The 23788-nt window shown below is 37.2% G+C and carries 23 protein-coding genes, 3 tRNA genes and 1 pseudogene; 9 read left to right on the plus strand and 18 right to left on the minus strand.

Translation table 11 applies throughout. From position 1 onward, the window contains the following. Positions 1 to 7: 7 nt before the first annotated feature. From AC1M89_RS05575 to AC1M89_RS05585, 3 genes are read right to left on the minus strand one after another with little or no spacing between them, the layout of a single operon-like run. Positions 8 to 400, minus strand: coding sequence for a DUF4870 family protein (locus tag AC1M89_RS05575; protein WP_035267567.1), 393 nt, complete (start codon positions 398 to 400; stop codon positions 8 to 10). A gap of 29 nt (positions 401 to 429) precedes the next feature. After that, complete coding sequence (locus AC1M89_RS05580; RefSeq protein WP_035267569.1) at positions 430 to 1053, minus strand: DUF1294 domain-containing protein; 624 nt, start codon at positions 1051 to 1053, stop codon at positions 430 to 432. A 25-nt stretch (positions 1054 to 1078) separates the two neighbouring features. Further along, positions 1079 to 2029 (minus strand): homoserine kinase, encoded by a 951-nt coding sequence (locus AC1M89_RS05585; protein ID WP_481591883.1) that lies wholly within the window; start codon positions 2027 to 2029, stop codon positions 1079 to 1081. Positions 2030 to 2143: 114 nt separating this feature from the next. Between AC1M89_RS05585 and hisF the strand changes: the two genes are divergently transcribed. After that, positions 2144 to 2902, plus strand: coding sequence for an imidazole glycerol phosphate synthase subunit HisF (gene hisF, locus AC1M89_RS05590; protein WP_035267573.1), 759 nt, complete (start codon positions 2144 to 2146; stop codon positions 2900 to 2902). Between the two features lie 265 nt (positions 2903 to 3167). On the opposite strand, the gene AC1M89_RS05595 is transcribed toward hisF, so the two are convergent. After that, complete coding sequence (locus AC1M89_RS05595; protein WP_180028773.1) at positions 3168 to 3803, minus strand: sterol desaturase family protein; 636 nt, start codon at positions 3801 to 3803, stop codon at positions 3168 to 3170. Positions 3804 to 4002: 199 nt separating this feature from the next. On the opposite strand from AC1M89_RS05595, the gene AC1M89_RS05600 reads away from it, so the two are divergent. After that, entirely contained in the window at positions 4003 to 5013 is a 1011-nt protein-coding gene (locus AC1M89_RS05600) for an AraC family transcriptional regulator (protein ID WP_481591882.1), read from the plus strand. A 39-nt stretch (positions 5014 to 5052) separates the two neighbouring features. Here AC1M89_RS05600 and AC1M89_RS05605 read toward each other — a convergent pair whose 3' ends face one another. After that, on the minus strand, positions 5053 to 5298 hold the full coding sequence (locus tag AC1M89_RS05605) for a hypothetical protein (protein WP_179999072.1): 246 nt from the start codon (positions 5296 to 5298) through the stop codon (positions 5053 to 5055). Between the two features lie 72 nt (positions 5299 to 5370). Continuing rightward, positions 5371 to 6414 (minus strand): DNA/RNA non-specific endonuclease, encoded by a 1044-nt coding sequence (locus tag AC1M89_RS05610; RefSeq protein ID WP_481591881.1) that lies wholly within the window; start codon positions 6412 to 6414, stop codon positions 5371 to 5373. A gap of 300 nt (positions 6415 to 6714) precedes the next feature. Here AC1M89_RS05610 and AC1M89_RS05615 point away from each other — a divergent pair, with 300 nt between their 5' ends. After that, positions 6715 to 7077: a hypothetical protein gene (locus AC1M89_RS05615; protein WP_228133254.1), complete on the plus strand. Its 363-nt coding sequence runs from the start codon at positions 6715 to 6717 to the stop codon at positions 7075 to 7077. Positions 7078 to 7146: 69 nt separating this feature from the next. Here AC1M89_RS05615 and AC1M89_RS05620 read toward each other — a convergent pair whose 3' ends face one another. Continuing rightward, the gene (locus AC1M89_RS05620) at positions 7147 to 9027 is read right to left on the minus strand and encodes a potassium transporter Kup (protein WP_035267583.1); all 1881 of its coding nucleotides are present in this window, start codon (positions 9025 to 9027) and stop codon (positions 7147 to 7149) included. A gap of 123 nt (positions 9028 to 9150) precedes the next feature. Between AC1M89_RS05620 and AC1M89_RS05625 the strand changes: the two genes are divergently transcribed. The 3 genes from AC1M89_RS05625 (at position 9151) to AC1M89_RS05635 (ending at position 9929) form a co-directional block, all read left to right on the plus strand. Then, positions 9151 to 9241: transfer RNA gene (locus tag AC1M89_RS05625), tRNA-Ser, on the plus strand. A 207-nt stretch (positions 9242 to 9448) separates the two neighbouring features. After that, entirely contained in the window at positions 9449 to 9676 is a 228-nt protein-coding gene (locus AC1M89_RS05630; protein ID WP_035267585.1) for a hypothetical protein, read from the plus strand. Positions 9677 to 9853: 177 nt separating this feature from the next. Beyond that, positions 9854 to 9929 (plus strand) — tRNA-Thr (locus AC1M89_RS05635). A gap of 49 nt (positions 9930 to 9978) precedes the next feature. On the opposite strand, the gene AC1M89_RS05640 is transcribed toward AC1M89_RS05635, so the two are convergent. The 3 genes from AC1M89_RS05640 to AC1M89_RS05650 form a co-directional block, all read right to left on the minus strand. Further along, positions 9979 to 10818, minus strand: coding sequence for a class I SAM-dependent methyltransferase (locus tag AC1M89_RS05640; RefSeq protein WP_035267587.1), 840 nt, complete (start codon positions 10816 to 10818; stop codon positions 9979 to 9981). A gap of 8 nt (positions 10819 to 10826) precedes the next feature. Then, the gene (locus AC1M89_RS05645; RefSeq protein ID WP_481591878.1) at positions 10827 to 12125 is read right to left on the minus strand and encodes an FAD-dependent oxidoreductase; all 1299 of its coding nucleotides are present in this window, start codon (positions 12123 to 12125) and stop codon (positions 10827 to 10829) included. Positions 12126 to 12573: 448 nt separating this feature from the next. Beyond that, entirely contained in the window at positions 12574 to 13443 is an 870-nt protein-coding gene (locus tag AC1M89_RS05650; protein WP_035267590.1) for a pirin family protein, read from the minus strand. A 300-nt stretch (positions 13444 to 13743) separates the two neighbouring features. Between AC1M89_RS05650 and ycaC the strand changes: the two genes are divergently transcribed. Together ycaC and AC1M89_RS05660 are read left to right on the plus strand one after the other, a co-directional pair. Further along, positions 13744 to 14370, plus strand: coding sequence for an isochorismate family cysteine hydrolase YcaC (gene ycaC / locus AC1M89_RS05655; protein WP_035267592.1), 627 nt, complete (start codon positions 13744 to 13746; stop codon positions 14368 to 14370). 122 nt (positions 14371 to 14492) lie between these two features. Beyond that, on the plus strand, positions 14493 to 15416 hold the full coding sequence (locus AC1M89_RS05660) for a LysR substrate-binding domain-containing protein (protein ID WP_481614026.1): 924 nt from the start codon (positions 14493 to 14495) through the stop codon (positions 15414 to 15416). Positions 15417 to 15461: 45 nt separating this feature from the next. Here the strand turns inward: AC1M89_RS05660 and ahpC are convergent, their stop codons facing one another. The 8 genes and pseudogenes from ahpC to gigD form a co-directional block, all read right to left on the minus strand. After that, positions 15462 to 16025: an alkyl hydroperoxide reductase subunit C gene (gene ahpC / locus AC1M89_RS05665; protein WP_035267594.1), complete on the minus strand. Its 564-nt coding sequence runs from the start codon at positions 16023 to 16025 to the stop codon at positions 15462 to 15464. A gap of 420 nt (positions 16026 to 16445) precedes the next feature. Further along, a complete protein-coding gene (locus AC1M89_RS05670; RefSeq protein ID WP_035267597.1) occupies positions 16446 to 16940 on the minus strand; it encodes a flavin reductase family protein in 495 nt (164 codons plus the stop codon). A gap of 112 nt (positions 16941 to 17052) precedes the next feature. Then, a pseudogene (locus tag AC1M89_RS05675) lies at positions 17053 to 17486 on the minus strand (uroporphyrinogen decarboxylase/cobalamine-independent methonine synthase family protein); the annotation flags it as partial. Positions 17487 to 17722: 236 nt separating this feature from the next. After that, the gene (locus tag AC1M89_RS05680; protein WP_481591877.1) at positions 17723 to 19807 is read right to left on the minus strand and encodes a catalase; all 2085 of its coding nucleotides are present in this window, start codon (positions 19805 to 19807) and stop codon (positions 17723 to 17725) included. A gap of 318 nt (positions 19808 to 20125) precedes the next feature. Continuing rightward, positions 20126 to 20347, minus strand: coding sequence for a hypothetical protein (locus tag AC1M89_RS05685; RefSeq protein ID WP_035267598.1), 222 nt, complete (start codon positions 20345 to 20347; stop codon positions 20126 to 20128). A 542-nt stretch (positions 20348 to 20889) separates the two neighbouring features. Beyond that, positions 20890 to 21102 (minus strand): cold-shock protein, encoded by a 213-nt coding sequence (locus tag AC1M89_RS05690; RefSeq protein WP_035267602.1) that lies wholly within the window; start codon positions 21100 to 21102, stop codon positions 20890 to 20892. Between the two features lie 241 nt (positions 21103 to 21343). Next, positions 21344 to 21420 (minus strand) — tRNA-Met (locus AC1M89_RS05695). Between the two features lie 518 nt (positions 21421 to 21938). Beyond that, the gene (gene gigD / locus AC1M89_RS05700; RefSeq protein WP_092766480.1) at positions 21939 to 22391 is read right to left on the minus strand and encodes an Lrp/AsnC family transcriptional regulator GigD; all 453 of its coding nucleotides are present in this window, start codon (positions 22389 to 22391) and stop codon (positions 21939 to 21941) included. Positions 22392 to 22532: 141 nt separating this feature from the next. Between gigD and kynU the strand changes: the two genes are divergently transcribed. Then, positions 22533 to 23786, plus strand: a complete 1254-nt coding sequence (gene kynU / locus AC1M89_RS05705) for a kynureninase (RefSeq protein WP_481591876.1) — start codon at positions 22533 to 22535, stop codon at positions 23784 to 23786. The last annotated feature ends 2 nt before the right edge of the window (positions 23787 to 23788 follow it).

Here is a 23788-nt window from a genome sequence, read left to right on the forward strand (position 1 = left end):
GTTTTAATTATTGATACATTGGCTCGTTATCATTGACCTTAATAATTCCTTTGATCGCACGATAAACAATCCAAACCCATGACAAACCAATCACTGCGATACAGAATGTTGTTGCACCCAGTGCTACACCAGCAAAGGCATTAGGATTGTCACCCGTGAAGAATAAGAACAAAAACGGCAGGAACGCGATGATATTCCAAATTAAATACCACCAAAAAGTACGAATTTGCCAAGTAAAATGACTTTCAAAAATTGAGCCCTGTACCTTTGATCGTTTCCAATAGTTAATAATTAGCGCAATAACCGCCAAAATACCTGCTGAAAAAATAGCGATGATATACAGGATATAAAGTAAAATCGTTAAGCTGCGGTTTGGATCTTGATCAGCTGTATAATTCATAAAGTCACCTTTTTAATTTTTTTGAGGCTTTATAATTTCAAACCATTAAATGGTGAAATTATCCATAAAATAATCAGTATATTAAACGCTATAGTACAGAAATAAATTTTTCGAAATGGTTGTTTTTGTGTTTTATGACGCAAGCGTTGCTGAGCAAGCCAAGCACTCGGCCATCCTCCTAATAGAGAAACCACATGTAATGTATTTTCTGGTACACGTTGACTCCCCTGTTGAGCCGCCGCTTTATCGTGTGCATATAAGCCATAGGTGATCAGGTTCATCAATAAAATGACCAACACCACCATCATACTCAATAGCCCCAATAGGACTAATGTAGCAAGCGTCAAGATATAAGCAATAATCGCTACTTGCATCGGTTGCATTTTTTGTTGAGTAACTGGTGAATGACGCGGCTTCGTTTTTACTTTTTTTGCCTGAGTCGCTTTTAAGTATGTTACTTGTTTCGCTTTAAATCGACCTTGACCATCCAATTGAACGATATACTCCAAAGCACAACCTGGAATCGGTCTTGGGCCTGGTTTGGCAAAATCTTTAATGTGAAGGAAAACGCGATCTTTGGATGAATCATTGGGTTGAATAAATCCATAGCCTTTTTCATCAAACCATTCAACTAGACGACCTTGATCACGCATATTTCCCCCAGATTTTTTAAATTTTTTAAGCTGTTACAAATTTTAATCGTTCAACCAGCATATTGCGCATTTCTAAAGGATTTTTTTGCAAAATATCTTCGCCAACACGCCCCATTTCTTTGTTCTTTTGAGCCACTAGCAAACGCATCATCCAGAAACGCCCAGCTGCCATCGCTAAATAGAGTTCTAGACATGATTTTTCATCACTGGTCATTTCACGTACACTTTGATAAGCCTCCAAGAATGCTAAGGCCTTTTCCTCATTCAAATGAACACTTGGATATTCCGTACAGAAATCATTCATCGTAATGGCGATATCAAACAAAAGTTCATCTTTATTCAACTCATAAAAATCGAGTATCCCTTTTAAAGTAGCCCCTTCAAATAAAGTGTTATCTCTAAATAGGTCAGAATGGATAAAACCTCGTGGACGATCAGGGTACATTGCGGTAAGAGCGTCATATAAACCTAACAAACTATTTAATAATACTTGATCGGCTGGATTTAACGTAGGTCGAAGCTGCTGAGCCACACTTAACCAATAATCATGATTACGATACTCTGCGCGCTCTAAGGGAAAGTTATCGAGAGCCACATGTATTTGAGCCTGTGCAATAGCAATGGACTGAACCTGTTCAAGTGATGAAGGCATAGGATGCTTGCCACGCATTCTAGGCGCAATTTGTGCAGGTTTATTTTTTAAGATCTGAATCGAACGTCCTGAATGTTTCAAAGGTACAGGCACAGGCAGACCGGCATGACCCAGATGCTCAAGTACAGGGACGAGTTCACCTGCGCCTTGCTTATCCATATCTTCAAAAATTGTTAAAACAAATTCGGTTTGATCTGCACAAACTAGAAAATAGTTCGTATTTTGAATACCTCCTTGAATCGGAATCAGGTCAATCACCTCTAATCCATAAGGCGTAGCAAAATCCTGAACTTCCTTTAAAGTCAAAGTGGTATAAACCGACATAAAAAAACCTGCGAAAAAACTTACATTATTTTGATAGAATACCTGCTCCGACTACCAAGGTGTAGCACCAAAGTCTGTAAGTTTCATAATCGGCTGTTATTTTTGGAAAAAATTATGCTTGCTAAACGTATTATTCCTTGCCTCGACGTAGATAACGGTCGAGTTGTAAAAGGTGTTCAATTCCTTGATATTCGTGATGCAGGCGACCCAGTTGAAGTAGCACGTCGTTATAACGAACAAGGTGCAGATGAGATTACTTTTCTCGATATCACTGCAACATCTAATGGGCGTGACACCACTTACCGTACGGTTGAGCGTATGGCTGAAACTGTATTTGTACCACTGACCGTAGGTGGCGGTGTTCGTAAAGTTGAAGATATTCGTTTATTGCTTAACGCTGGTGCAGACAAAGTCAGTATTAACTCAGCTGCTGTCTTTAATCCTGAATTCGTTCAAGAAGCCTCTCAACGTTTTGGTGCACAATGTATTGTAGTTGCGATTGATGCAAAAAAAACGGGTGAAAATAAGTGGGAGATTTTCACACATGGTGGTCGCAAACCAACGGGTATCGATGCGATTGAATGGTCTGTGAAAATGGCAGAATACGGCGCAGGCGAATTGCTCATTACGTCAATGGATGCAGATGGTACAAAAGCTGGTTATGACTTAGCATTGATGCGTCAGATTAATGATCGTGTAACGATTCCAACGATTGCTTCAGGTGGTGTGGGTAATCTTCAACATCTAGCAGACGGAATTTTACAAGGGGGTGCTGATGCAGTGCTTGCAGCCTCTATCTTCCACTTTGGTCAACACACTATCCCGGAAGCAAAACAATATTTAGCTGAACAAGGCATTGAAATGCGTCTTTAATCATGCCCCATAAAAAAGAGGCAAATGCCTCTTTTTTTGCAAAAAAAAGAGCCCGAAGGCCCTAAAAACCAAGAAAAAACAGCGCTTGGTTCGTTATGCAAAGCGATAAACTGGAGAGTTCTACCATCAGATTTTCATTCTCCGATTTATTCATCTCATATCATAAATGACAGATCTGCACGAAATCTTGACAAAAGCTACATATTTTATTGACCAAACATGACAAATCAGACGTCAATTCAGCCAATTCCATATCTAATCTGACTTACTCCACTATAGCCAAAGCTTTTTTTGAAATATCGGAGCGCGCTGCTTTCTGCTCAACCCACTTTGCGGGGAAATATTGTTCAACGATATGATTGACTCGTTTTGAAATAAAAGACGGTAACTGCACCCCTAAAGGGTTATCTTCCTTCAAATCTGGCGTTGAAATGACGCGTGTCCCTAAAATGTAATCAAACCAAGGCTTAGTGACACACCAATTTGCATCTTGATTGGCGTTCATATGGTGGTCATAGTGCCAAGGAATTTTCTTTTTTGCCCAATGAGGTTCGAGGTGAGCTCTGCGATGCGTGTAGTAGTAGTTACAAGCACTATAAAGCACGGATAAACTCATGCCTTTCGAGATTGGATAAAATGCTGTTCCAAATACAGCAGCAACAATCCCCAATGATACGATTTCATTTTTTGTTCGCCAATTTGAGATTCCCTCTACATAACCCTCATCATGGAAATCTTGTGTTCTAACTTCACGGTGATGTGCCCAATGAGATTCCATATTTTTAGGCACAGGACTAAACCTCGCTTTACCCGGACGGTGTACACCATGTAGAACATATTTATGCGCGACCCATTCAAATCCATTGGCAATGATTAAGCCTGCAACAAAACCTTTAATCATGTTCAAAATCCCTGTTTCTTTTCTTTCAATATATCTAACTCAAGCTCTCAACCATTGACGCAAGATAAAATTTTCATTGACAAATCACGACATATTTTTCAATGTCGTATGGTAGAAAAAGCGCTTGTATGGCACTGTAAAAACAGGCTTAATAACTCATCGTGATTTCAATTGATAAAACAAGAAAAGTATTAATCACATGCAGCAGATAAAGGACTATTCAGGCTCGGTTCATGGTGGACTTGGACATCTCTTACATAATTATTGTGAAGAGAACGGTCTCCCTATTTCTGCAAAATTGGCAAGTATTCAGCAAGCCGAACGCTTTGACTTTAGCATTTGGCGTGAAATATTAAATGAAATTTATGAAGTACACCCACAACCTGCGTTAGGGTTAGAAATTGCTCAATGGGTCAAACCACAACATTTAGGCATTATCGCGTATATCGCTTTATCATGCGATAACCTAGCAGAAGCACTCACCCGTTATCATGAATATCATCGTTTAATTTATGATGGTACACCTCTCGCCGTCGATCTGGAGCAAGGCGTATTTAGCGTACGTTGGGAAGATTTGCCGATGCATTTGTCGACACAAATCACGGATGAAATTGCGATGGCATTATTGGTTGAATTTCTAAAACGTTATGCGGGTATTGAGCATTTACATATTCAAGAAATTCACTTTCGCTTTCCAGCACCAAAAAATGTTGCGATTTATGAGCGTTTTTTTCAGAGCAAAGTAAAATTCTCTCAGCCTCATGTCAAGCTTACTTTTCCAAGCCAGCTCCTACAAGCACCGATTAAACAAGCTGATCAAACTTTACAAAAACTCCTGATGCAGCAAGCTCAAGATTTGTTAAGTCGACTCCCCAATAACACACAAATCGATGAGCGGTTACAGCAAGCCATTCTGATTGGAATCCAAAGACACAATTATCAAATTCAAACTGTCGCAGAACAAGTGGGAATGTCAGTCAGACAACTTCAGCGCCATTTACAAAATCAAGGTGATACCTATCAGCAGCGCGTTCAAGAAGTCCGCAAACTTCTAGCGATTCAATATTTACAAGATCCTTATCTCAGCTTACATGAGATTTCGTTATTGCTCAGTTATTCAGAACAAAGTGCATTCCAACGCGCATTTCGTCAGTGGATGAAGATGACGCCCCAGCAGTGGCGTATTCAACATCATATTCGCAGTTCATGATTGTCAATCTAAGCCATCATTCTAAAGATGATTAATGAATCACAAGAATGGATTTTCTATTTCATTCTCAGCCGTCGTTTCTATTTTTTCTGCTAAATTTTTTTGATCTTCTAAATAGATGACCATTGCATCTAAATATTGTTTTAACGCTTTCGCAGCGGCTAAACCGGCTTGATCTTTGGTGATTTGTAAGTTGCCATAAATACTCACACGATCAAGATCATTTTCAAGCGTCAGATCATGTATCGAATGTGACTCAGTCCCATTTTCAAAAGGCTTAAACATGGCAAATCTCTTTATGTTTATAAATATCAATCCCTGAAGATAAATGAATCTTCAGGGCAAATTCGAGCTTTTTTATTTAAGGATTTGTAATAAATATTGCAACAACGCTTGAACCAACTCTTTCACGATTGCATCTTGTGCTTGTTCATCGATCTTAGCCTCTTGATTCGTTACGGTTGTATTGACAGGTACGCTTTGACTACTAAACTCTTTTTGCAGCGCTTTGAGTTGATCTGTTGAGATATCAACTGCACATTGGCTTTCGGCATCCCAGTGCGAATACTCTATCGCTTGTTGAGCTTTGACCTGATTGGCTTTTAATGGCAATTTATAAGTATTACGCTTTTGCTCAGATGTAAGTTGAGGAAACAGATTCATGCCAAGCACTTCTTCTAACTGGCATACACTGACCACTTGCATCTGTAGTGAATTATTATTTGGAGCGTAATATGCGCCAATAGCACCTGTTTTAGGTATATATACGGCTTTAAACACCGCTGTTGGAACAATAACACCGCGTCCAATGGTTTTCAGTTTTTTGCCACTATATACAGGCCCGGTAATCACATACACATCATGTTTCTGCTTCGTAACGATTGCACGTGTCGCTTCCTCAATTTCTCGCCAGATTTGTTGGTTATTCTGCGGAGCTTGAGGAACCATATTGGCTAAAGAAAAACTGTCGTACTGTGCAGCTTTATTTGGCATATCAGCATTTGGAGCCATATGACCACGGTCATATCCCGACCCACGATAATCTGATAATAATGCTCGATGCTTTTCTGCTACACGAGTCTCCTCATGGAAACTGTCTTCTCTTTTTATTTTTTGGCTCAGCCGATCTGGATTCAGATATTCAGCTACCCATAATGGTGTTTTTGAGACACCAGAATACATAGTGGTGAATCCATTAAAGCATAATGGGTAGCGATCTTTATTTAAGCTCTCTTTGATTAAATAAGGTGGCTCTTGGCGATAAAATTGATTTAGACAAGCTGTATTATTAACCGAACCTGAAAATGGCAGATATGAAGACAACTTTTCTTGACCGAAAGCAATTGCAAAGCTTCCTGCTGCAACAATACCTAATACAGCTTTTACCACAATATTATTCAAACTCAGATTACCTATTCATTCCGTGTTCAACTTCTGGCCCAATGCGTGGGCTTTATTCAAAACCGGCCACAGCTTAACAAGCTATGAATTTGAAGTACATCAAGTGAATTTTCAAGTGAATAAAGGATCTTCGCATTCCGTTCAAATATCACTCAAAATAAGTAACAAATTGTTGTTTTTATAGAATAGTTATTTAATACTCTTTAAGGTTTTACGTGTATTTGATTGAATTACATCAATTACTTGTGAGATGGTATAAAAGTTATTTAGTAAATTAAAAGAATTGAAAGTGAGGACACTATGAAATTAGCACATACTTCTTTGACAGCATTAGTAATGGGTTTATCTTTGGCAAGTGCAAGTGCATTTGCTGAGCCACCAGTTCAAGCTGGCGAAACTTTGGAAAGCCTTTCTAAAGCTAAAGTCGTAACAACAGTGAATGGTCAGCCTGGTACTTTACAAGAAGTATTAGCTAATGGTCAGATGAAAGTTATTTCTGAAGGTGCTACAACACAAGCGCCTGCTGATGCGAAAGCGCCTATTGGAAACTTACCACCTGCTGAAGCAGAAGAAACTGCTCCTCAAGCACAAACTGCAGTTCCAGCTCAACCTGAAGTAAATGCAACTGAAGAAGCGCCTGTAGAAGCACCAGCGGCTGAGTAAGGTATTAGGCTTAATAAAAAACCGCCTTTGAGGCGGTTTTTTATATCCAAAATTTTAGCAAACGCTTACTCAGATTTCGATCTGGCTTCCCATTTCGACCACGCGATTTGGTGGAATTAAATAGAAATCACTCACAGGACTGGTATTCCGCTGCATTGATATAAATAATTTTTCACGCCATGGCGCCATTCCTTCTCCCACGGTATGAATCAGACGATCACGTGAAATAAAGAAACTAATTTGCATCATATCAAATTCAAAATTTAACTGCTCATATGCCGCTTTCAGCGCGACTGGAATGTTGGGTTGGTCTTTAAACCCATAATATACAAAAATCCTAAAGAATCGATTATCCATCTTTTCTACACGAATTCTCTCAATATCAGGTACATAAGGTACATCTTTAGTAATGACCGTAATCATCATATTACGTTCGTGTAGAACCTTATTATGCTTAATATTGTGCAACATCGCATGTGGAACGATATTAGGTGTTCCTGTGAGGAAAATTGCATCCCCAGGAACGATCAGAGTTTCATCACTCATCTTGACACTTTGAATAAAGAGATCAATAGGTAACGCATCAGACTCAAGCTTATTAAGTACGATTTGACGGCCATCTTTCCACGTCATTAAAACAGTAAATACAATTGCACCAATCAAGATTGGCACCCATCCACCACCAACAATTTTTAAAGAAGTCGAAGCAACAAAAATGAGGTCGATGATCAATAAAGGCACAGCAAAAAGGGCTACTTTCCAAACAGGCCAGCGCCAAACGCCATAAGCTAAAATCGAAATTAAAATCGTACCGCACAGCATCGTCATGGTCACTGCTACACCGTAGGCACTGGCAAGATTCGCGCTATTTTCAAATAATAAAATGAGAATAATGACTGAAATAAATAATACCCAGTTGATGAACGGGACATAGATTTGTCCTTGTTCAACATCAGATGTATGTTGCACGGTTAAACGCGGTAAATAGCGCAATTGAATCGCTTGATTGACCATTGAGAATACGCCCGTAATCACCGCTTGAGACGCAATCACGGCAGCAGCGGTTGCAAGACCAATCATTGGAAATAAAGCCCAATCAGGGACTAACAGATAAAATGGGTTCTCAATTGCATTTGGATCTCGTAAAAGTAAAGCACCTTGACCCGCATAGTTAAAAACTAGACTTGGCAATACAATCACAAACCAAGCAAGCTTAATAGGCATACGACCAAAATGCCCCATATCTGCATATAGTGCTTCACCCCCCGTCATCGTTAAAATGACGGCACCCATCGTGAGGAATGCAACAAAAGGTTGGTTGATGATAAAGCCAAACGCCCAATGCGGACTGATCATTGCCAACACGAACGGTGTTTGCATAACACTCCATAAGCCTAATAGTCCAATTGATGCAAACCACAATAATGTGATTGGTCCAAAGAACTTACCCATGGTCGCCGTGCCGTGGCGCTGAATTAAAAACAGTGCTGTTAAAATACCGATGGCCAATGGTAATAACCATTGATTAAACATCGGAGTCGCAATACTTAAACCTTCAATCGCGGATAAAATAGAAATTGCTGGGGTAATAATGCCATCACCAAAAAACAGTGATGCACCGATAAAGCCCAAGGCAATGAGATAAATTTTGCGCTGATCTGCAATACGAGTTGAACGTAGATTTAAGGCAAGAAGCGACATAATACCGCCTTCACCATTGTTATCTGCCTTCATAATGACTGAGACATATTTAAAGCTGATGGTGAGCATCATGCACCAGAAAATGAGCGACAAAATGCCCAGAACGGTTGCCTCAGTAATTGCAATATGAGCCGTAAGGAAGCATTGACGCAATGCATACAGAGGACTGGTTCCAATGTCACCAAACACCACCCCTAATGCTGCCAATGTTACCGCAGGAAGTGCGGCTTTTTTTGCAGTGCTTTGCATATTTTAGTCTTCATGCATTCGACAGAATTTTTCGGCAATCATATCACTGGCTAAAAACTTTTTCTTTAAATCAATTGTTTCAACTTGGCATCTGCTTTTTTTTTAGTTATCATCGCACGCCTTGGTGAAGTGTCCGAGTGGCTGAAGGAGCACGCCTGGAAAGTGTGTATACGTTAATAGCGTATCGAGGGTTCGAATCCCTCTTTCACCGCCAGAATTTAAAAAACCGAATCATGAGATTCGGTTTTTTTTCGCCTAAAACTTCGCTTTTGGCACGTATCTCGCTTCATTTTACTGTCATCAACATCATGTTAAGTTAATAAAAACAATACTTAGGGAGCTGAACAACCTAACAACGTTATTCAAATAGATGATTTTTGCACACCTATTTAAATATAGAACCTGCTATTCCGGAGATAATATGAATAACAGCGCCAACTATGTAAAACAAATTAAAAATGCAAAACGTGGTGGCTACACACCCACTATCGCTAAAGATGTGAATAAACACAAAATTCAAAAAGCGCTAAGATTAATTGAGCAATGGAGAAAATTAGCACAAGAGTTAAAACCTCAAATGCAATTTGATATGGCTTATACTCTTGAAGAGTGTGCACAAGACCTTGATCGTATTCTAAAAAACAAATAGCTGATCCTATAAAATTTTCTCAAGATGCCTGTACACGCTATGACTGGCATCACTATAAAATGAGGAGAAAAGACGATCAAAAATAAAGCAAAAACAATTCATCCTGCTCAATTTTAATTAATCGATTAATTTTTGACTTGCGTTTTAGTGAAAAAACGCTATTATTCTCTCCACGTTGCCGGCATAGCTCAGTTGGTAGAGCAACTGACTTGTAATCAGTAGGTCCACAGTTCGAATCCGTGTGCCGGCACCATTTTATACTTAGCCTCGCTTTTTAGTGAGGCTTTGTTGTTTTTGATGATTTATTTTTTACTTGCTCTCACTTGTACATATCGTACGATTCCCTCTTGATAAAGTTTCGCACACAACTTTGCTGTCATCTTAATTTTTGCCAAATCTAAAACGTGATACGAATAAGCTTGGATGTTATTTTTAAAAATATCACTCTGAATATACGTTGCAAATCCTGCAAATACCTCGTGACTCAAATCTTGAATATGTATATCTCTAAAACCCGTTTGCACTAAGATTGATTTCGTTTCATCGAATGAGTGCAAATGGTTCAGTTGAACGTCAGCTGCTTTTAATAATAATTTAACTTTCAATTGCGCTAGAGGACTCAAAGTATAGAACTTTGAATTCAAAGCAAGATAATGAAATGCTAAGCGTCCTTTTGAATTCAAAATACCATCTACAGAACGAAGAAATAAATTCAAATTACTGTGATAAGCAGCATCGATGCAAATTGCCGCATCAAATTTAAATTCAAATGATCTAGATTCTAAATTTAAAAATGTTCCCTGCGAGATCCGATTGACATGAGGTAAAAACTTACGCGTATGATTTACATAATATTCTTGTAATTCAATTCCTTCCAAGTATTCGATTTGAAATTTTTCTTTCCATAAAATTAGGCTAGCACCTTGCCCACAACCTAAATCAATTAATTTATCTTTTGAATTTAAATCGATAGATTGAGCAAGGGTTATTGCGAGTAACTCGCAGGCTTGTGGATAATTCAGCTGGTCAGTTTGCCATAGACCTAAATTACTCCAAGCACAATTACGGTGATCCCCCAATAAAACTGCATTGATCGCGTATTTATGTTGAGGTGCTTTCATCCATGCTTGGAGCTTCTTCATTCAATCCCTTAATATCCTAACTCTGGTGCAACCTGTACCTTAGGCTTTAAACCTAAAAATGGTAACGGCGCATCAAGTAATTTTGCTATATCCATTGCTGAAGTCACCGCTGACTCCAAAATTGGTAATCCATCACATGACCAAGAGCCACAATAAAATACTTTACGACCTTGTTGTTGGTGACGAGCACTCAACTCATGCGTTAGTGGTAGAGTATGACGGTCTACAACAGCTCTAGTGAGTTTCACTTTATGTATTACTTTTTTAGGATCAATCTCAATTACTGGATTCCAAGTTTGAAAAACAGGAGATTTACCCACTAATGTTGGCTCAATCGAATTCAGCCAAACAGTGAAATGCTGTTTAGTAAATTTACGATCCATCATATAACTCAATACGCACCAATCTTTACGCTTCACAGGCATTACCACTGAATCAGTATGAATGACCAATTCACCATCAACAAACTTAAATTGTTTGAGAAGTGCAATATCATCCGCAAACTGTTCAGCATCTAAAAACTCATGAACTTTTGTTGTTGGTGTCGCGACAATCACGCGATCAAATAAGTCAGATTCACCTGCTTCATTTTCCACATAGACTAAATCACCCTGCTCTTGTACACGAGTAATAGGCTGCCCACTTCTTAAATCGATATCTTCCAGCAATTTATCAACGAAAGCTGGCGTCCCACCTTGAATTCGAAGAAGTGCATCTCCATCCGTCAGTTGGCGTAAGAAAATCAACAATGGTTTCGCTGGCCATTCACCAATGGTTTTGGCATCACATGTACAAATGGTAAATAGGACAGGCATGACTGCCCCATTCCAAAATACTTCTTCTATTTGATTATATTTAACGAACTCATCTAAAGTGATATCTTGATTTTTAGATTTAAAAAACTGCTTCAATGCAGATCTAAGTTGTAACATCCCTTTCACTAAACGGATGCCATATTGCTTTAATCCTTTTCGATTGTTAATGATTGGAAAGTTGCCTATGCGTGAACGTGATGTTGTCAGCCAAGTTTCGATTTTATCTTCAAATAACCAGCTACATGACATATATGTACGTACTGGAAAAGTGTTGAGACCCAAATGTGTGGCAAGACTCAATGTATTTTTCCAGAGCATTGGATTCATGACACGTAATGGCGAATCAATAATCCCACCTTCATACTCAAGACTATAACTATCCATACCACGCCCTGGAAGCGCCTCGAAAACTGTGATCTGGTGACCAGCATCCTTGAGAATTCTCGCAGTTGCCAACCCTGCCATACCACTTCCAATCACTGCAATTTTCAAAATTATGATCCAAGCATTAAAAATTTTTTTAATTATGCGATAGAACACTTTGAAACTTGCTATTAAAAACTTCCAGATTTTATTTGTTTTTGATTAATTTTTAATCAAATAAATTTACGTAAAATTCTTGCTACACTATTCGTCATACGCTAAATATTTAATACACTTGTATTTTTTAAGAAATCAAAAAATATGTTTAAAAACAAAATAGATATTTTCACCAATAATTTAATTTTTTAGTTTACAGCTTAAAAAAAATGCATTATCATTGTTTTGAAAATGAGAACTACATCACATTAATAAGAAGCACAAATAAAATGTGATCTAGAAAATAAATATAAATTACAGCGTATAAGGACCTCTGTTGTGTGGGATAGAGGTCCTTTATTTTTTTAAAATGATGATCACAAAAAAAGCGGAAATGATATTTCCGCTTTTGTCGTTCCAATTAACGTGCAATTTCACCAAATTTACCATTATTGAAATCATGAAAAGCTTGAATGATTTCTTCTTTGGTGTTCATGACGAATGGTCCATGCCCTTGAATTGGCTCATTTAGTGGCTCACCTGTAAGCACTAAAAATTGTGTATCTTTATATGCTTGCAATTGAATTGCTGCCTCACCATCACGAGCAAACATCACAATTGAACTGTCTAGAACTTTTTGAGTCCCATTAATTACGAGTTCACCATTCAACACTACAACCAATACATTGTGATCTACAGGAACATGTATGAATGTTTCATACTCAGCTTTAAGCTGACCATCCCACACATTTATTGGAGTAAATGTTTCAGCAGGACCATAATGACCACCAAACTCACCCGCAATTACACGGATGTGACCAGCATCATCATCCATGGTAATTGTTGGAATATCATGAGATGTGATCGCTTGATAACGTGGTTGAGTCATTTTATCTTTGGCTGGTAGATTGACCCAAAGCTGTGCCATTTCAAGAATTCCACCTTTTTGAGCAAATTCAGGAGAATGAAACTCTTCGTGAACCAATCCAGCCCCAGCAGTCATCCATTGCACATCTCCTGCCTCGATAACACCACCACCACCACTGGAATCCTTATGTGCCAAACCACCTTGGTAGGCGATAGTCACTGTTTCAAATCCGCGATGAGGATGTGAACCAACACCTAACTGACGTGTCGTTGGCTCAAAGTGATGTGGTGCACCATAATCTAATAACAAAAAAGGACTAAGTGCTTGACCTAACCGATCATAAGAAAATAAGTTACGCACTGGCAGACCATCACCAACCCAATGTGTATGTTGGTTACGATAAACCCCAATTACTCTTTTCATCTTTTACTCCTATATTCGATAGGATGAACATGCGCTCATTTTAGACTTTGCACAGAAAATAAAAAGAGCTTTACTGCCACACAGATTCCTATTTTTATGATTATAATAATCTAAATTAATTCATATATGTGACTATTCACTGAAATTTGAAATTCATGATTACAATATTCCTATTAATAAGACTAATTATCCTAAAAATGGTCACAAATTTATCTCATTTTCAGTCTAATATAACTGGTGACTGAATATGAGTTCATTGATACGTATTCACACTTACTAACATCATAGAGGCTAATAATAATGGGCAAACCTTACGTTCGTTTAGATAAAGATAATGCAGTAGTGCTTTTAGTCGATCACCAAACAGGTCTTCTTTCTCTTGTACGTGATATCGATCCTGATAAGTTTAAAAACAATGTTTTAGCACTCGCAGCAGCAGCAAAATACTTTAACTTGCCGACAATTTTAACAACAAGCTTTGAAGATGGTCCTAATGGTCCACTCGTTCCAGAATTAGTTGAAATGTTCCCTGATGCTCCATATATCGCGCGTCCAGGTCAAATCAATGCTTGGGATAACGAAGATTTTGTAAATGCTGTTAAAGCGACAGGTAAAAAACAACTGATCATCGCTGGTGTTGTGACTGAAGTATGTGTTGCATTCCCTACACTTTCAGCTCTTGCTGAAGACTTTGATGTATTCGTGATTACTGATGCATCTGGTACATTCAACCAAATTACGCGCGATGCTGCATGGAACCGCATGTCTCAAGCAGGTGCTCAACTTATGACATGGTTTGGTGCTGCAGGTGAGTTACATCGTGACTGGCGTAATGATATCGAAGGTTTAGGTGCTTTATTCGGTGAGCATATTCCTGACTATAAAAACTTAATGGTTAGCTATGTAAAGAACACCACTAAAAAATAATATTTAATAAAAGCGACCTTTGGGTCGCTTTTTTTTACCATATTCAAAACCCAAGATGATTTCTTGCACGGCTTAGTTTAACCTATGCTTAAACTTTATCGGATCAGGCGTCGAGGTGAAAATTGCATTCATTTGATGACTATTACTATTTTTATTTGGTCGTTAAATACGGCGGTTTCAGTGCTGCTAGTGACGCGTCAAATATAACTAAATCAAAGCTTAGTCGACGTATTTTAGAACTCGAAGCAAAATTTAATGTCACACTCATTCAACGTTCTACTCGCCATTTCAAAGTAACGCCTTTAGGTCAAGAATTTTTTCAAGAATGTGAAAAAGTAATCAACCAAGTTGATTGCGCTCATAATGTTTTACTTAAACAGAAAAGTGAACCTCAGGGTCTAGTTAAAATTAGTTGCCCACCCGTAATGATGCGTTATCAAATTCGCTCTTTACTCAATGATTTTTTGAAGCGCTATCCAAAAGTTCAAGTCGAGATGGAATTAACCAGCCGACGCGTAGATGTATTGCACGATGATATTGACTTGGCGATCAGAACTAATTTTTCTGCCAATGAAGACTCCACCATCGTGGTTCGTGATGTCATCAAAACCACTCATTGTTTAGTGGCAACCCCTGAGCTTTTACAGGGTCGTGTTTTAGAATATCCAACTGAAATCAATGATTTTCCAACAATTGTTTTAGGAACTCAAAAAACACACTATCAATGGAATTTGCACCGAATTGAAGGGCATGATCTCATTGAAATTCCATTACAACCACGTATTAAAAGTAATGATTTGGCTGGTGTGTATTATTCAGTGATGGATGGATTAGGTATTGCAGATCTACCTTATCTTACAGTGCAAAAGGATTTGGCAGCAGGACGGCTTATACACATCTTACCTGACTGGTGCTCAAATATAGGGACTGTGCAACTTGTTTATGCATCACGTAAAGGACAACAACTCGTGATGGAAAAACTCATCGACCACTTGGTTGAAGGTTTACGACAAGCAGCACAAAATCAAGAAGGTTATGCCTCTTAATAAAAAACCAGCACATCGTGCTGGTTCTTTACTTTTCAACTTAATTTAGATCTTACCTACAAGATCGATTGATGGTGCAAGTGTAGCATCACCTTCTTTCCATTTCGCAGGACATACTTCGCCTGGGTGGGCATGAACATATTGAGCCGCTTTCACTTTGCGAAGAAGTTCTTGAGCATCACGACCAATACCACCTGCATTAATCTCTACAATTTGAATTTTTCCTTCAGGATCAATTACAAATGTACCACGATCTGCCAAACCTTCAGATTCAATCAATACATCAAAGTTTTTAGACAATGTCCACGTTGGGTCACCAATAAGTGGATACTGAATTTTACCAATCACATCTGAAGTATCATGCCAAGCTTTATGTGTGAAATGAGTATCTGTAGATACACCATAAATTTCTACACCTAACTTTTGGAATTCAGCATAGTTATCAGCAAGATCGCCTAATTCTGTTGGACATACAAATGTAAAATCTGCAGGATAGAAAAAGACAACAGACCATTTACCTTTAAAATCTTGCTCAGAAACTTCAATGAACTCACCATTTTGATAAGCAGTTGCATTGAATGGTTTGACTTCAGTATTGATTAAACTCATGTGTTTTCCTCTATTTCTTTGTGAGAGTGTTGCTTCATTGAAATAGAGAATACAAAAGATGATTAAATTGGTAAAACCGAAAGTATTTATAAAAACAATCGAATTTCCAGATTTAAAAGTTAATATATTTCTTTAAGAGAATAAATTAAATATAAAACACTGATTTTTTTTTAAAACTTATTTAATTGGTTTCAAATTTTTGAAAATAATACTTTTCTTTTTTCATCCCAAAGAGAAAGATCATTCACTCTGTATGACCATAAACGATTCGAGTAATATCCATTGGGTTTAACCTCACACTATGAAAGCTCACTGTTCGAGGCTTACGATTCACCATCTTTCCCAAGATCATTAATCAAACGCTGATCTATTTCTATAATCATTATAAGAAACGATTGAAAATCTTGCTGCTCTAGCTCATTAAACTTCCTCTTCTGCACTCACCTGATGATAAGATCGATTAAAATAGACAAGACTTTCCTCTTGCGAGCTTTGTTGAATGGCTACAACTCGGCAAATAAAAATACTGTGTGTGCCCACTCGTTGAATTTGCTCAATCTCACAATCAAAACTGACTAAAGCGTCCTTTAAAACCGGGCAACCTGTTTTCAATTTACCCCATTGGGCTAATCCAAAACGTTGTTCTGCACTCAATTGACTCGATGCAAAAGCATTTGAAAGAGACTCATGTTGAGAACTGAGCACATTGACAGATAAAACTTTGTTCTCAATAAAATACTGATGAGATCGGGATGATTGATTCATACACACCAAAAGCGTAGCAGGTGAATCAGTAACGCTACATACAGCAGAAGCCGTGAAACCATGCTGTCCTGTTTCACCAGCTGTTGTAATAATATTGACTGCAGTGGTTAATAAAGACATTGCGTTTCTGTAGTCTGAAGCTTCAACCATTTTTCTCTTCTCAAATATAAATTGCTAAACTCGTGCGAACCTAGGATATAGGTGATTGCACAGATGATCCATCTTGAATGTAGAAAATAAACTCAGCTAAAGCACTAACTTCTTAGTTTAAGATCGCTGAACCCATACTTAAGGCTTCAAGTTTGTCACGTCCCACGTGACGAGACAGTGGTATCATTCCACAGTTGGTTGAAGGGTATAGCTTATCAGCATCGACAAATTGCAAAACTTTACGCAAAGTGTTCACCATTTCGTCAAGTGTTTCAATTTGATTGGTTGCCACATCGATTACACCGATCATGACTTTCTTTCACGAATCAGTTCAATAAGATCCATGGATATATGTGAGTTTTGCACTCTAAAGAAATGATGCCCCAACTTAGATTTTTGTAGTATCGGGAGTGACGTTTCAAAAGGAAACCGTTCATTACTCAAAGTTTGTTTCCCATTTTTATTATCTTTCATAGAATTACTTTTACAAATATGTATGGCGGTTTCACATTTCAAATTTTCAAGCGCTAGCTCAAGAATAGCAATTCTCTAGACAAATCAAAATTAGCTTTGTATCAAATTACTCAAGGCCATAAATAGAAACCAATCAAGTAGCGATCTAACGTCGCTCGAATTACGAGTCTAAAAGCTCTATGATGAACTGTGCTCAGATTATTCACGGTATATTTACTTAAGACCAATCAAAATAATTCGATCAATAAACCTATCATGACTACCTAAAAAAAAAGAGCCTAGATAGTGAATCTAGGCTTCTCTTATTTTTATGCTGGGATACTTGCTACTATATCCTCTCGAGACCAGAGTCTGTGATTTTGTATCGCTTTCTTAAATTTATCTTGATGATCTTTAAAGGTTTTACTACTAAAAATAGCATCATCTTGTTCGATACCAAAGTATTCGAGAAGGTTTTCTTTATCTCCAAGCAAATAAATTGGTTTAAGATGTTTAAACGTTTCAAGAACATAGTGTTTTGCAACTCCATCAGCCTTAAATGCTTCTAGATTATCGCCATCAATAACAACAATTGCGTCATATGTAACTGACGGCTCACCATTTTGTCGACCATCTACTGCTATTTCTTTTCCATCTTTAGATTTAACTGGAGCTGCACTTGGAGCTAAAACTTCTGCAACCGCATTTTCACTTTCAGCCCATGCTTTCACGGCATCTACAGAAGTTGCATTTGCACCATTATGCACAAGTACTGCAATTTTACGTTGTTTAATATCTGATGCTGGGAAAGCCTCAATGCTAAGTTTTTCTGAAATTTTAACTTTACTCTGTTTTTTAATCGCTGGCTTATCAGACAGTTTTAAACCTAACTCATTTGCAACGTATGTCGCGAGATCCTTATCGATATTTACTAGAATTCGATCAACCACGCGTTGACGAATTTCTTCATCTTGAACTTTAGAGAGTTCAAATGCATAAGCATCTTTAATATGCTGTTGTTCATGCTTCTTCAAACTCATATAGTGAAGTGTCGCTTGTGAGAAATGATCTGCAAAGCTTTCAGGTCGAATACGTAATTTACTTGCTTCCACATGTTCAGGATAAGAACTAAATCCCCCTTCTTGCTGCCCAATTTCTCGTGGCCAATTATCATCCACTGAATTTGGTTCATAATTTGCTTTTCCCTTGTAAACTTCATGGTTAGCAAATCCACCACGTCTATTGGTATGAAAAGGGCATACAGGTTTATTAATTGGAATTTGGTTAAAGTTAGCTGTACCTAAACGATGTAGATGGGTGTCTGTATAGCTAAATAATCTTCCTTGAAGTAAAGGATCATTACTAAAATCTATACCAGATACAATATTCGCTGGGCTAAAAGCAACTTGCTCCGTTTCGGCAAAGAAATCATCTGTATTACGGTTCAATATAAATTTGCCTAATGGAGTTACAGGTACTAATTCCTCTGGTACAAGCTTAGTTGGATCTAAAACATCAAAATCCCATTCAGAAGCTTCTTCTTCCGTGAAAATTTGAGCTCCTAGCTCCCATTCAGGATAATTTCCATTTTCGATTGCATCCCATAGATCTCGTCGATGGAAATCAGGATCTTTGCCATTCAGTTTTAATGCTTCGTCCCATACGACTTGAGCAACCCCTTGCTTTGGAGTCCAATGAAATTTGACTAAATGAGCTTTGCCTTGCGCATTGATAAGTCTGAATGTATGTACACCGAAACCTTGGATAGAACGCAAATTACGAGGAATAGCACGATCTGACATCACCCAAGTTGTCATATGTGCTGTTTCGGTATTTAAAGAAATGAAATCCCAGAAGGTATCATGTGCTGATTGTCCAGTCGGGACTTCATTCGGATCTTCTGGCTTGACAGCATGGACAAAATCAGGAAATTTAATAGCATCTTGTATAAAGAAAACAGGAATATTGTTTCCTACTAAGTCATAATTTCCTTCTTGCGTATAAAACTTAATAGAAAAACCTCGAACATCACGAACAACATCTGCTGAGCCTCGTCCACCTTGAACTGTAGATATCCGCGCAAAAATAGGGGTAGGATTGCTGGTATCAGTCAGAAATTTGGCTTTAGTCCATTTTTCATTGCCTTTATAAGGTTCAAAATATCCATGAGCACCAAATCCTCGAGCATGGACAACACGTTCTGGTATACGCTCACGATCAAAGTGAATTAGTTTGTCGCGCAATAGAAAATCTTCTAACAGTGTAGGACCACGCTCCCCTACTTTAAGACTATTCTGATTATCAACTACAGGAACCCCTAGTGAAGTCGTAAGTGTTTTACCTTTAGGGTCGACATAGCTATCCTGTTCAAACTGTTGAATTTTTGCATTGATACTGATCTTCTTCTTACTCATGTTATTTTCCTTATACATAGTTGTTAAGATAATAAGTTGTGCTTTATAAATTGAACTTACACAGGTCACTATTTGTACAGTAATTTATCTTAGTATGTTAAAAAGATATTCTCATTATAGTTTTACTTAAAAATAACAATGTTAAAAAATGAGTTATCCAACTTTTATTCACATAATTTTCGGATATTTTTTATAAAATCATCATTGGTATGTATGGGGTAAATCTTAATCGTGATCTATATAATTCTGTTACTAGTATTATGATTCTATTTCCATAAAAGTCTAATTTTTCGCATTAGACTTTTATGAAAAATATTTTTAAATCATAATCTTATATAGATTATTAAATCCCAAGAAAAAAGATCGGCCATCTAAGTTTATTTCAAATACTTCACCTGATTCGACTTCAACTTGTTTAGAAACTTCTACAAGAATTTGCCCTCTCATCGTATTTTGAACTTTATGAAATGGGATAATGTTAATTCGAATGGTTTCACCATTCACTGCTTTTGCTGTAGTCCAGCCATTAGAGATATTCATTTTCACTTACTCATTCATGAGCTCATGTAAAATTAAAAATAATATTAAATATTTAAATCGAGAGTATGGATTCTGATATCGAAGAGGCTCAAGCCTATAATTCAAATTACAATTTTACATTAGCATGTATTTAATTATAAAAAGCCCACAATGAGATTGTGGACTTCCAAGATCGGCATGGTGCGAGTTCATGCTCTGCGTTAACTGTTTAGACATCATAGATATTAAAATCTATAAATTGAGAATACGCAATTCTAAGTTCTATCTAAACACTTCCGTTTCGCTTACGGATTCGATCAACAACGATTATACCATAAAAAATACTTTATGGTTTAATTTTAATATTTAAATGAGCTGGTAAATTTTACCAGTATTTAAACTATGAAAATTTAAATCAAAACTAGGTCTTATATTTTCATTATCAACAGTGATAAATTTAATATTTATTTGAGATAAGTTCGAAGCATGCTGCGAAGTATTAAATGTACCTATCACTGCATATTTAACTTCAAACTGATCTTTCACCTCAATTAATGAGGTGTTCATGAAATAGCTACAATATCACTTGCTTGTAAGCCACGCTGACCTTGTTGTACAACAAATTGAACTCGCTGTCCTTCGACTAGATTCTTGAAACCATTTGCTCGAATTTCACTAAAATGAGCAAATACATCTTGACCATTATCTACAGCGATAAATCCGAAACCCTTAGTTTCGTTGAACCACTTAACTGTACCAGTTGTTAAATTAGACATCATTTATTTCCTATATTATGTAATGAATAATTAGAAAATAATTTTGAAGATAGACTTTTAATAGAATGAAAGATGTAATTAATATCAGATCAAAATAAAATTAGTAAACAATAAAATTATAATTCTAGAAAACCAATATAACACATATTTAATTGATTTATTGATTTAATTTTCTTTAATAAAAAAACCTAACTACAGATCGACCGCAATTAGGTTGTAAACTTTTAAATTAGTTTTTAATTGGTAGCGGGAGCTGGATTTGAACCAACGACCTTCGGGTTATGAGCCCGACGAGCTACCAGACTGCTCCATCCCGCATCAACAAGTGCATTTGTACGCTAATTTGAGATATATAGCAATCTAAATAATTTATTTTTATCAAAAACTATAAAATCATTATCGTTACTAGATAAATTATTCAGATAATTCTGTTTTAAATTTTTGATGTAAAGACCTATACAAATTGAGTTTAAATTTTTCATTATTTAGTAATAATGTCGACTCTTCAGCCCAAGTAGCCTTTCCCACATCTAAACCAGAATGATTCAATGCCCAATCAGATATATACCCATAGATAAAAGAGTTATCAGCAAAGACCCATTTTACGATCTTATTTTGTTCATTCAGAAACACCTTATATGTAGGTAATGAACCAAAAAAACTAAATTTAGTGTATATATATTTGTAATGTTCGTTCATAGAATTATTTAAAAAAAAAAGATGAACCATAATAGCAGTTTTATGTGTTTTAACTCATAAAAAAAACATCGCTTGTAAAATCAATTCGAGGTTGATTTTAAAATATGGATTCACTTTTTTCATAAAAAAATTAATGATCACATGAAGGTCTTCTCGATCACTTTTTCAAGAATAATTTTAGAATTAATGTTGGCTATACCTTTAATTTTGTTTAACTTATTAATAATAAACTGGGAAAACCCATTTAAATCTTTGGTGGCCACAAAGAGAACGTAATTCGAATCCCCTGTAATGATAAAAGCATTGATCACTTCATCAAAATTACGAATCTGGCTCAGAAAATGCTGATGATCTGATTCGGTCAGCTGATTGAGTTTAATTTCGACAATCGCCTCAACCTGAATACCCAATTTTTCATAATTAATTTTTGCTTGGTATTTTTCGATGACTCCATTGTTTTCTAAAATTTTGACACGTCGATGGCATGCTGAAGCAGAAAGATTCACTAAATCTGCCAATTCCTGATGACTTAGTCGTGCATTTTGTTGTAATAGTCTTAAAATTTTATGATCAATGAGGTCTAAATTCATTCCTAAATATCATCCTGATTTTTTATATTTAATTCGAATACTATCCAGTTTTCATGCAATTTCAAGCATAATTATCGGATAAATACTAAAAATTACCGTGATAAAATCGAATGAAATAACACGGACCGAGTTAGGATAAAAATGATTACCTTAGATCAATGCAAAGCATGGGATGCTGAAGACGAACTGAAACATTTAAAAAATGAATTTGCTTTACCTGAGAATACTATCTATCTAGATGGAAATTCCCTTGGTGCACGCCCTAAATCTGCTTTAACACGTGCTCAAGAAGTGGTGAGCCAAGAGTGGGGGGAAGATCTCATCAATAGCTGGAACAAAGCGGATTGGTGGGGATTATCGACTCGGTTAGGTGATAAGGTGGCTCAGCTCATTGGGGCAAATCCAGGCGAAACGGTGATCTCTGATTCAACCACACTCAACTTATTTAAAGCACTCTCTGCTGCTGTCAAAATCCAAGCTGAAATCGCTCCTGAACGTAAAGTGATTATTGCGGAAAAGGACGTCTTCCCGACTGACCTCTATATTATTGAAGGTTATATTGACCTTGTTCAAAAAGGCTACCAACTGGTTTTAATCGAACATCCTGATGAATTAGAAACCACTCTGAAAGCCCATCAAACGGCAGTTGTGGTGTTGTCACATATCAATTACCGCTCAGGATATTTCTATGACATGGAACAGGTCAACCAAACGATTCATCAATATAACGCTTTGGTCATCTGGGATTTATGTCACTCTGCAGGTGCTGTGCCAATCGATTTAAACAAGACCCAAAGTGATTTTGCCGTAAGTTGCACATATAAATACCTTAATGGTGGACCAGGTTCTCCTGCTCTCATCTGGGTAAATGCAAAACACCAAAATAAATTTTGGCAACCTCTTTCAGGATGGTGGGGTCATCAACGTCCTTTCGATATGGCTGATCACTACGAGCCAGCTCAAGGCATTCGTCGTTTTTTATGTGGCACACAAAGTATTTTGTCCATGAGTTTGATCGAATGTGGTTTAGATGTGTTCTTAAAAACTGACATGCAAAAGATCCGAGAAAAATCTCTAAATTTAACGGATCTCTTTATTCAATTGGTTGAACAGGAATGTGCTGAATTTGGTTTTGAGTTAATTACACCAATCGATCATTTACAGCGTGGTAGTCATGTGAGTTATTGCCATGAACACGGTTATGCCATTGTCCAAGCGCTTGTTGCACGTGGTGTGATTGGAGATTACCGAGAGCCAGCCGTGCTCAGATTTGGGGTCACACCTTTGTACCTAAGCCATGAAGACATTTGGCATGCTGTTCAACATCTTAAACAAGTGATGCTGAATGAAGAATGGAAAAATGAAAAATATTCGGTGCGAGGTCAAGTAACTTAATT

The organism is Acinetobacter sp. ANC_7635 (assembly GCF_056779945.1).

Coding starts and splice junctions, on each gene's coding strand:
- AC1M89_RS05575 (WP_035267567.1), bottom strand. CDS start 400: ATGAATTATACAGCTGATCAAGATCCAAACCGCAGCTTAACGATTTTA.
- AC1M89_RS05580 (WP_035267569.1), bottom strand. CDS start 1,053: ATGCGTGATCAAGGTCGTCTAGTTGAATGGTTTGATGAAAAAGGCTAT.
- AC1M89_RS05585 (WP_481591883.1), bottom strand. CDS start 2,029: ATGTCGGTTTATACCACTTTGACTTTAAAGGAAGTTCAGGATTTTGCT.
- hisF (WP_035267573.1), top strand. CDS start 2,144: ATGCTTGCTAAACGTATTATTCCTTGCCTCGACGTAGATAACGGTCGA.
- AC1M89_RS05595 (WP_180028773.1), bottom strand. CDS start 3,803: ATGATTAAAGGTTTTGTTGCAGGCTTAATCATTGCCAATGGATTTGAA.
- AC1M89_RS05600 (WP_481591882.1), top strand. CDS start 4,003: ATGCAGCAGATAAAGGACTATTCAGGCTCGGTTCATGGTGGACTTGGA.
- AC1M89_RS05605 (WP_179999072.1), bottom strand. CDS start 5,298: ATGTTTAAGCCTTTTGAAAATGGGACTGAGTCACATTCGATACATGAT.
- AC1M89_RS05615 (WP_228133254.1), top strand. CDS start 6,715: ATGAAATTAGCACATACTTCTTTGACAGCATTAGTAATGGGTTTATCT.
- AC1M89_RS05620 (WP_035267583.1), bottom strand. CDS start 9,027: ATGCAAAGCACTGCAAAAAAAGCCGCACTTCCTGCGGTAACATTGGCA.
- AC1M89_RS05630 (WP_035267585.1), top strand. CDS start 9,449: ATGAATAACAGCGCCAACTATGTAAAACAAATTAAAAATGCAAAACGT.
- AC1M89_RS05640 (WP_035267587.1), bottom strand. CDS start 10,818: ATGAAGAAGCTCCAAGCATGGATGAAAGCACCTCAACATAAATACGCG.
- AC1M89_RS05650 (WP_035267590.1), bottom strand. CDS start 13,443: ATGAAAAGAGTAATTGGGGTTTATCGTAACCAACATACACATTGGGTT.
- ycaC (WP_035267592.1), top strand. CDS start 13,744: ATGGGCAAACCTTACGTTCGTTTAGATAAAGATAATGCAGTAGTGCTT.
- ahpC (WP_035267594.1), bottom strand. CDS start 16,025: ATGAGTTTAATCAATACTGAAGTCAAACCATTCAATGCAACTGCTTAT.
- AC1M89_RS05670 (WP_035267597.1), bottom strand. CDS start 16,940: ATGGTTGAAGCTTCAGACTACAGAAACGCAATGTCTTTATTAACCACT.
- AC1M89_RS05680 (WP_481591877.1), bottom strand. CDS start 19,807: ATGAGTAAGAAGAAGATCAGTATCAATGCAAAAATTCAACAGTTTGAA.
- AC1M89_RS05685 (WP_035267598.1), bottom strand. CDS start 20,347: ATGAATATCTCTAATGGCTGGACTACAGCAAAAGCAGTGAATGGTGAA.
- AC1M89_RS05690 (WP_035267602.1), bottom strand. CDS start 21,102: ATGTCTAATTTAACAACTGGTACAGTTAAGTGGTTCAACGAAACTAAG.
- gigD (WP_092766480.1), bottom strand. CDS start 22,391: ATGAATTTAGACCTCATTGATCATAAAATTTTAAGACTATTACAACAA.
- kynU (WP_481591876.1), top strand. CDS start 22,533: ATGATTACCTTAGATCAATGCAAAGCATGGGATGCTGAAGACGAACTG.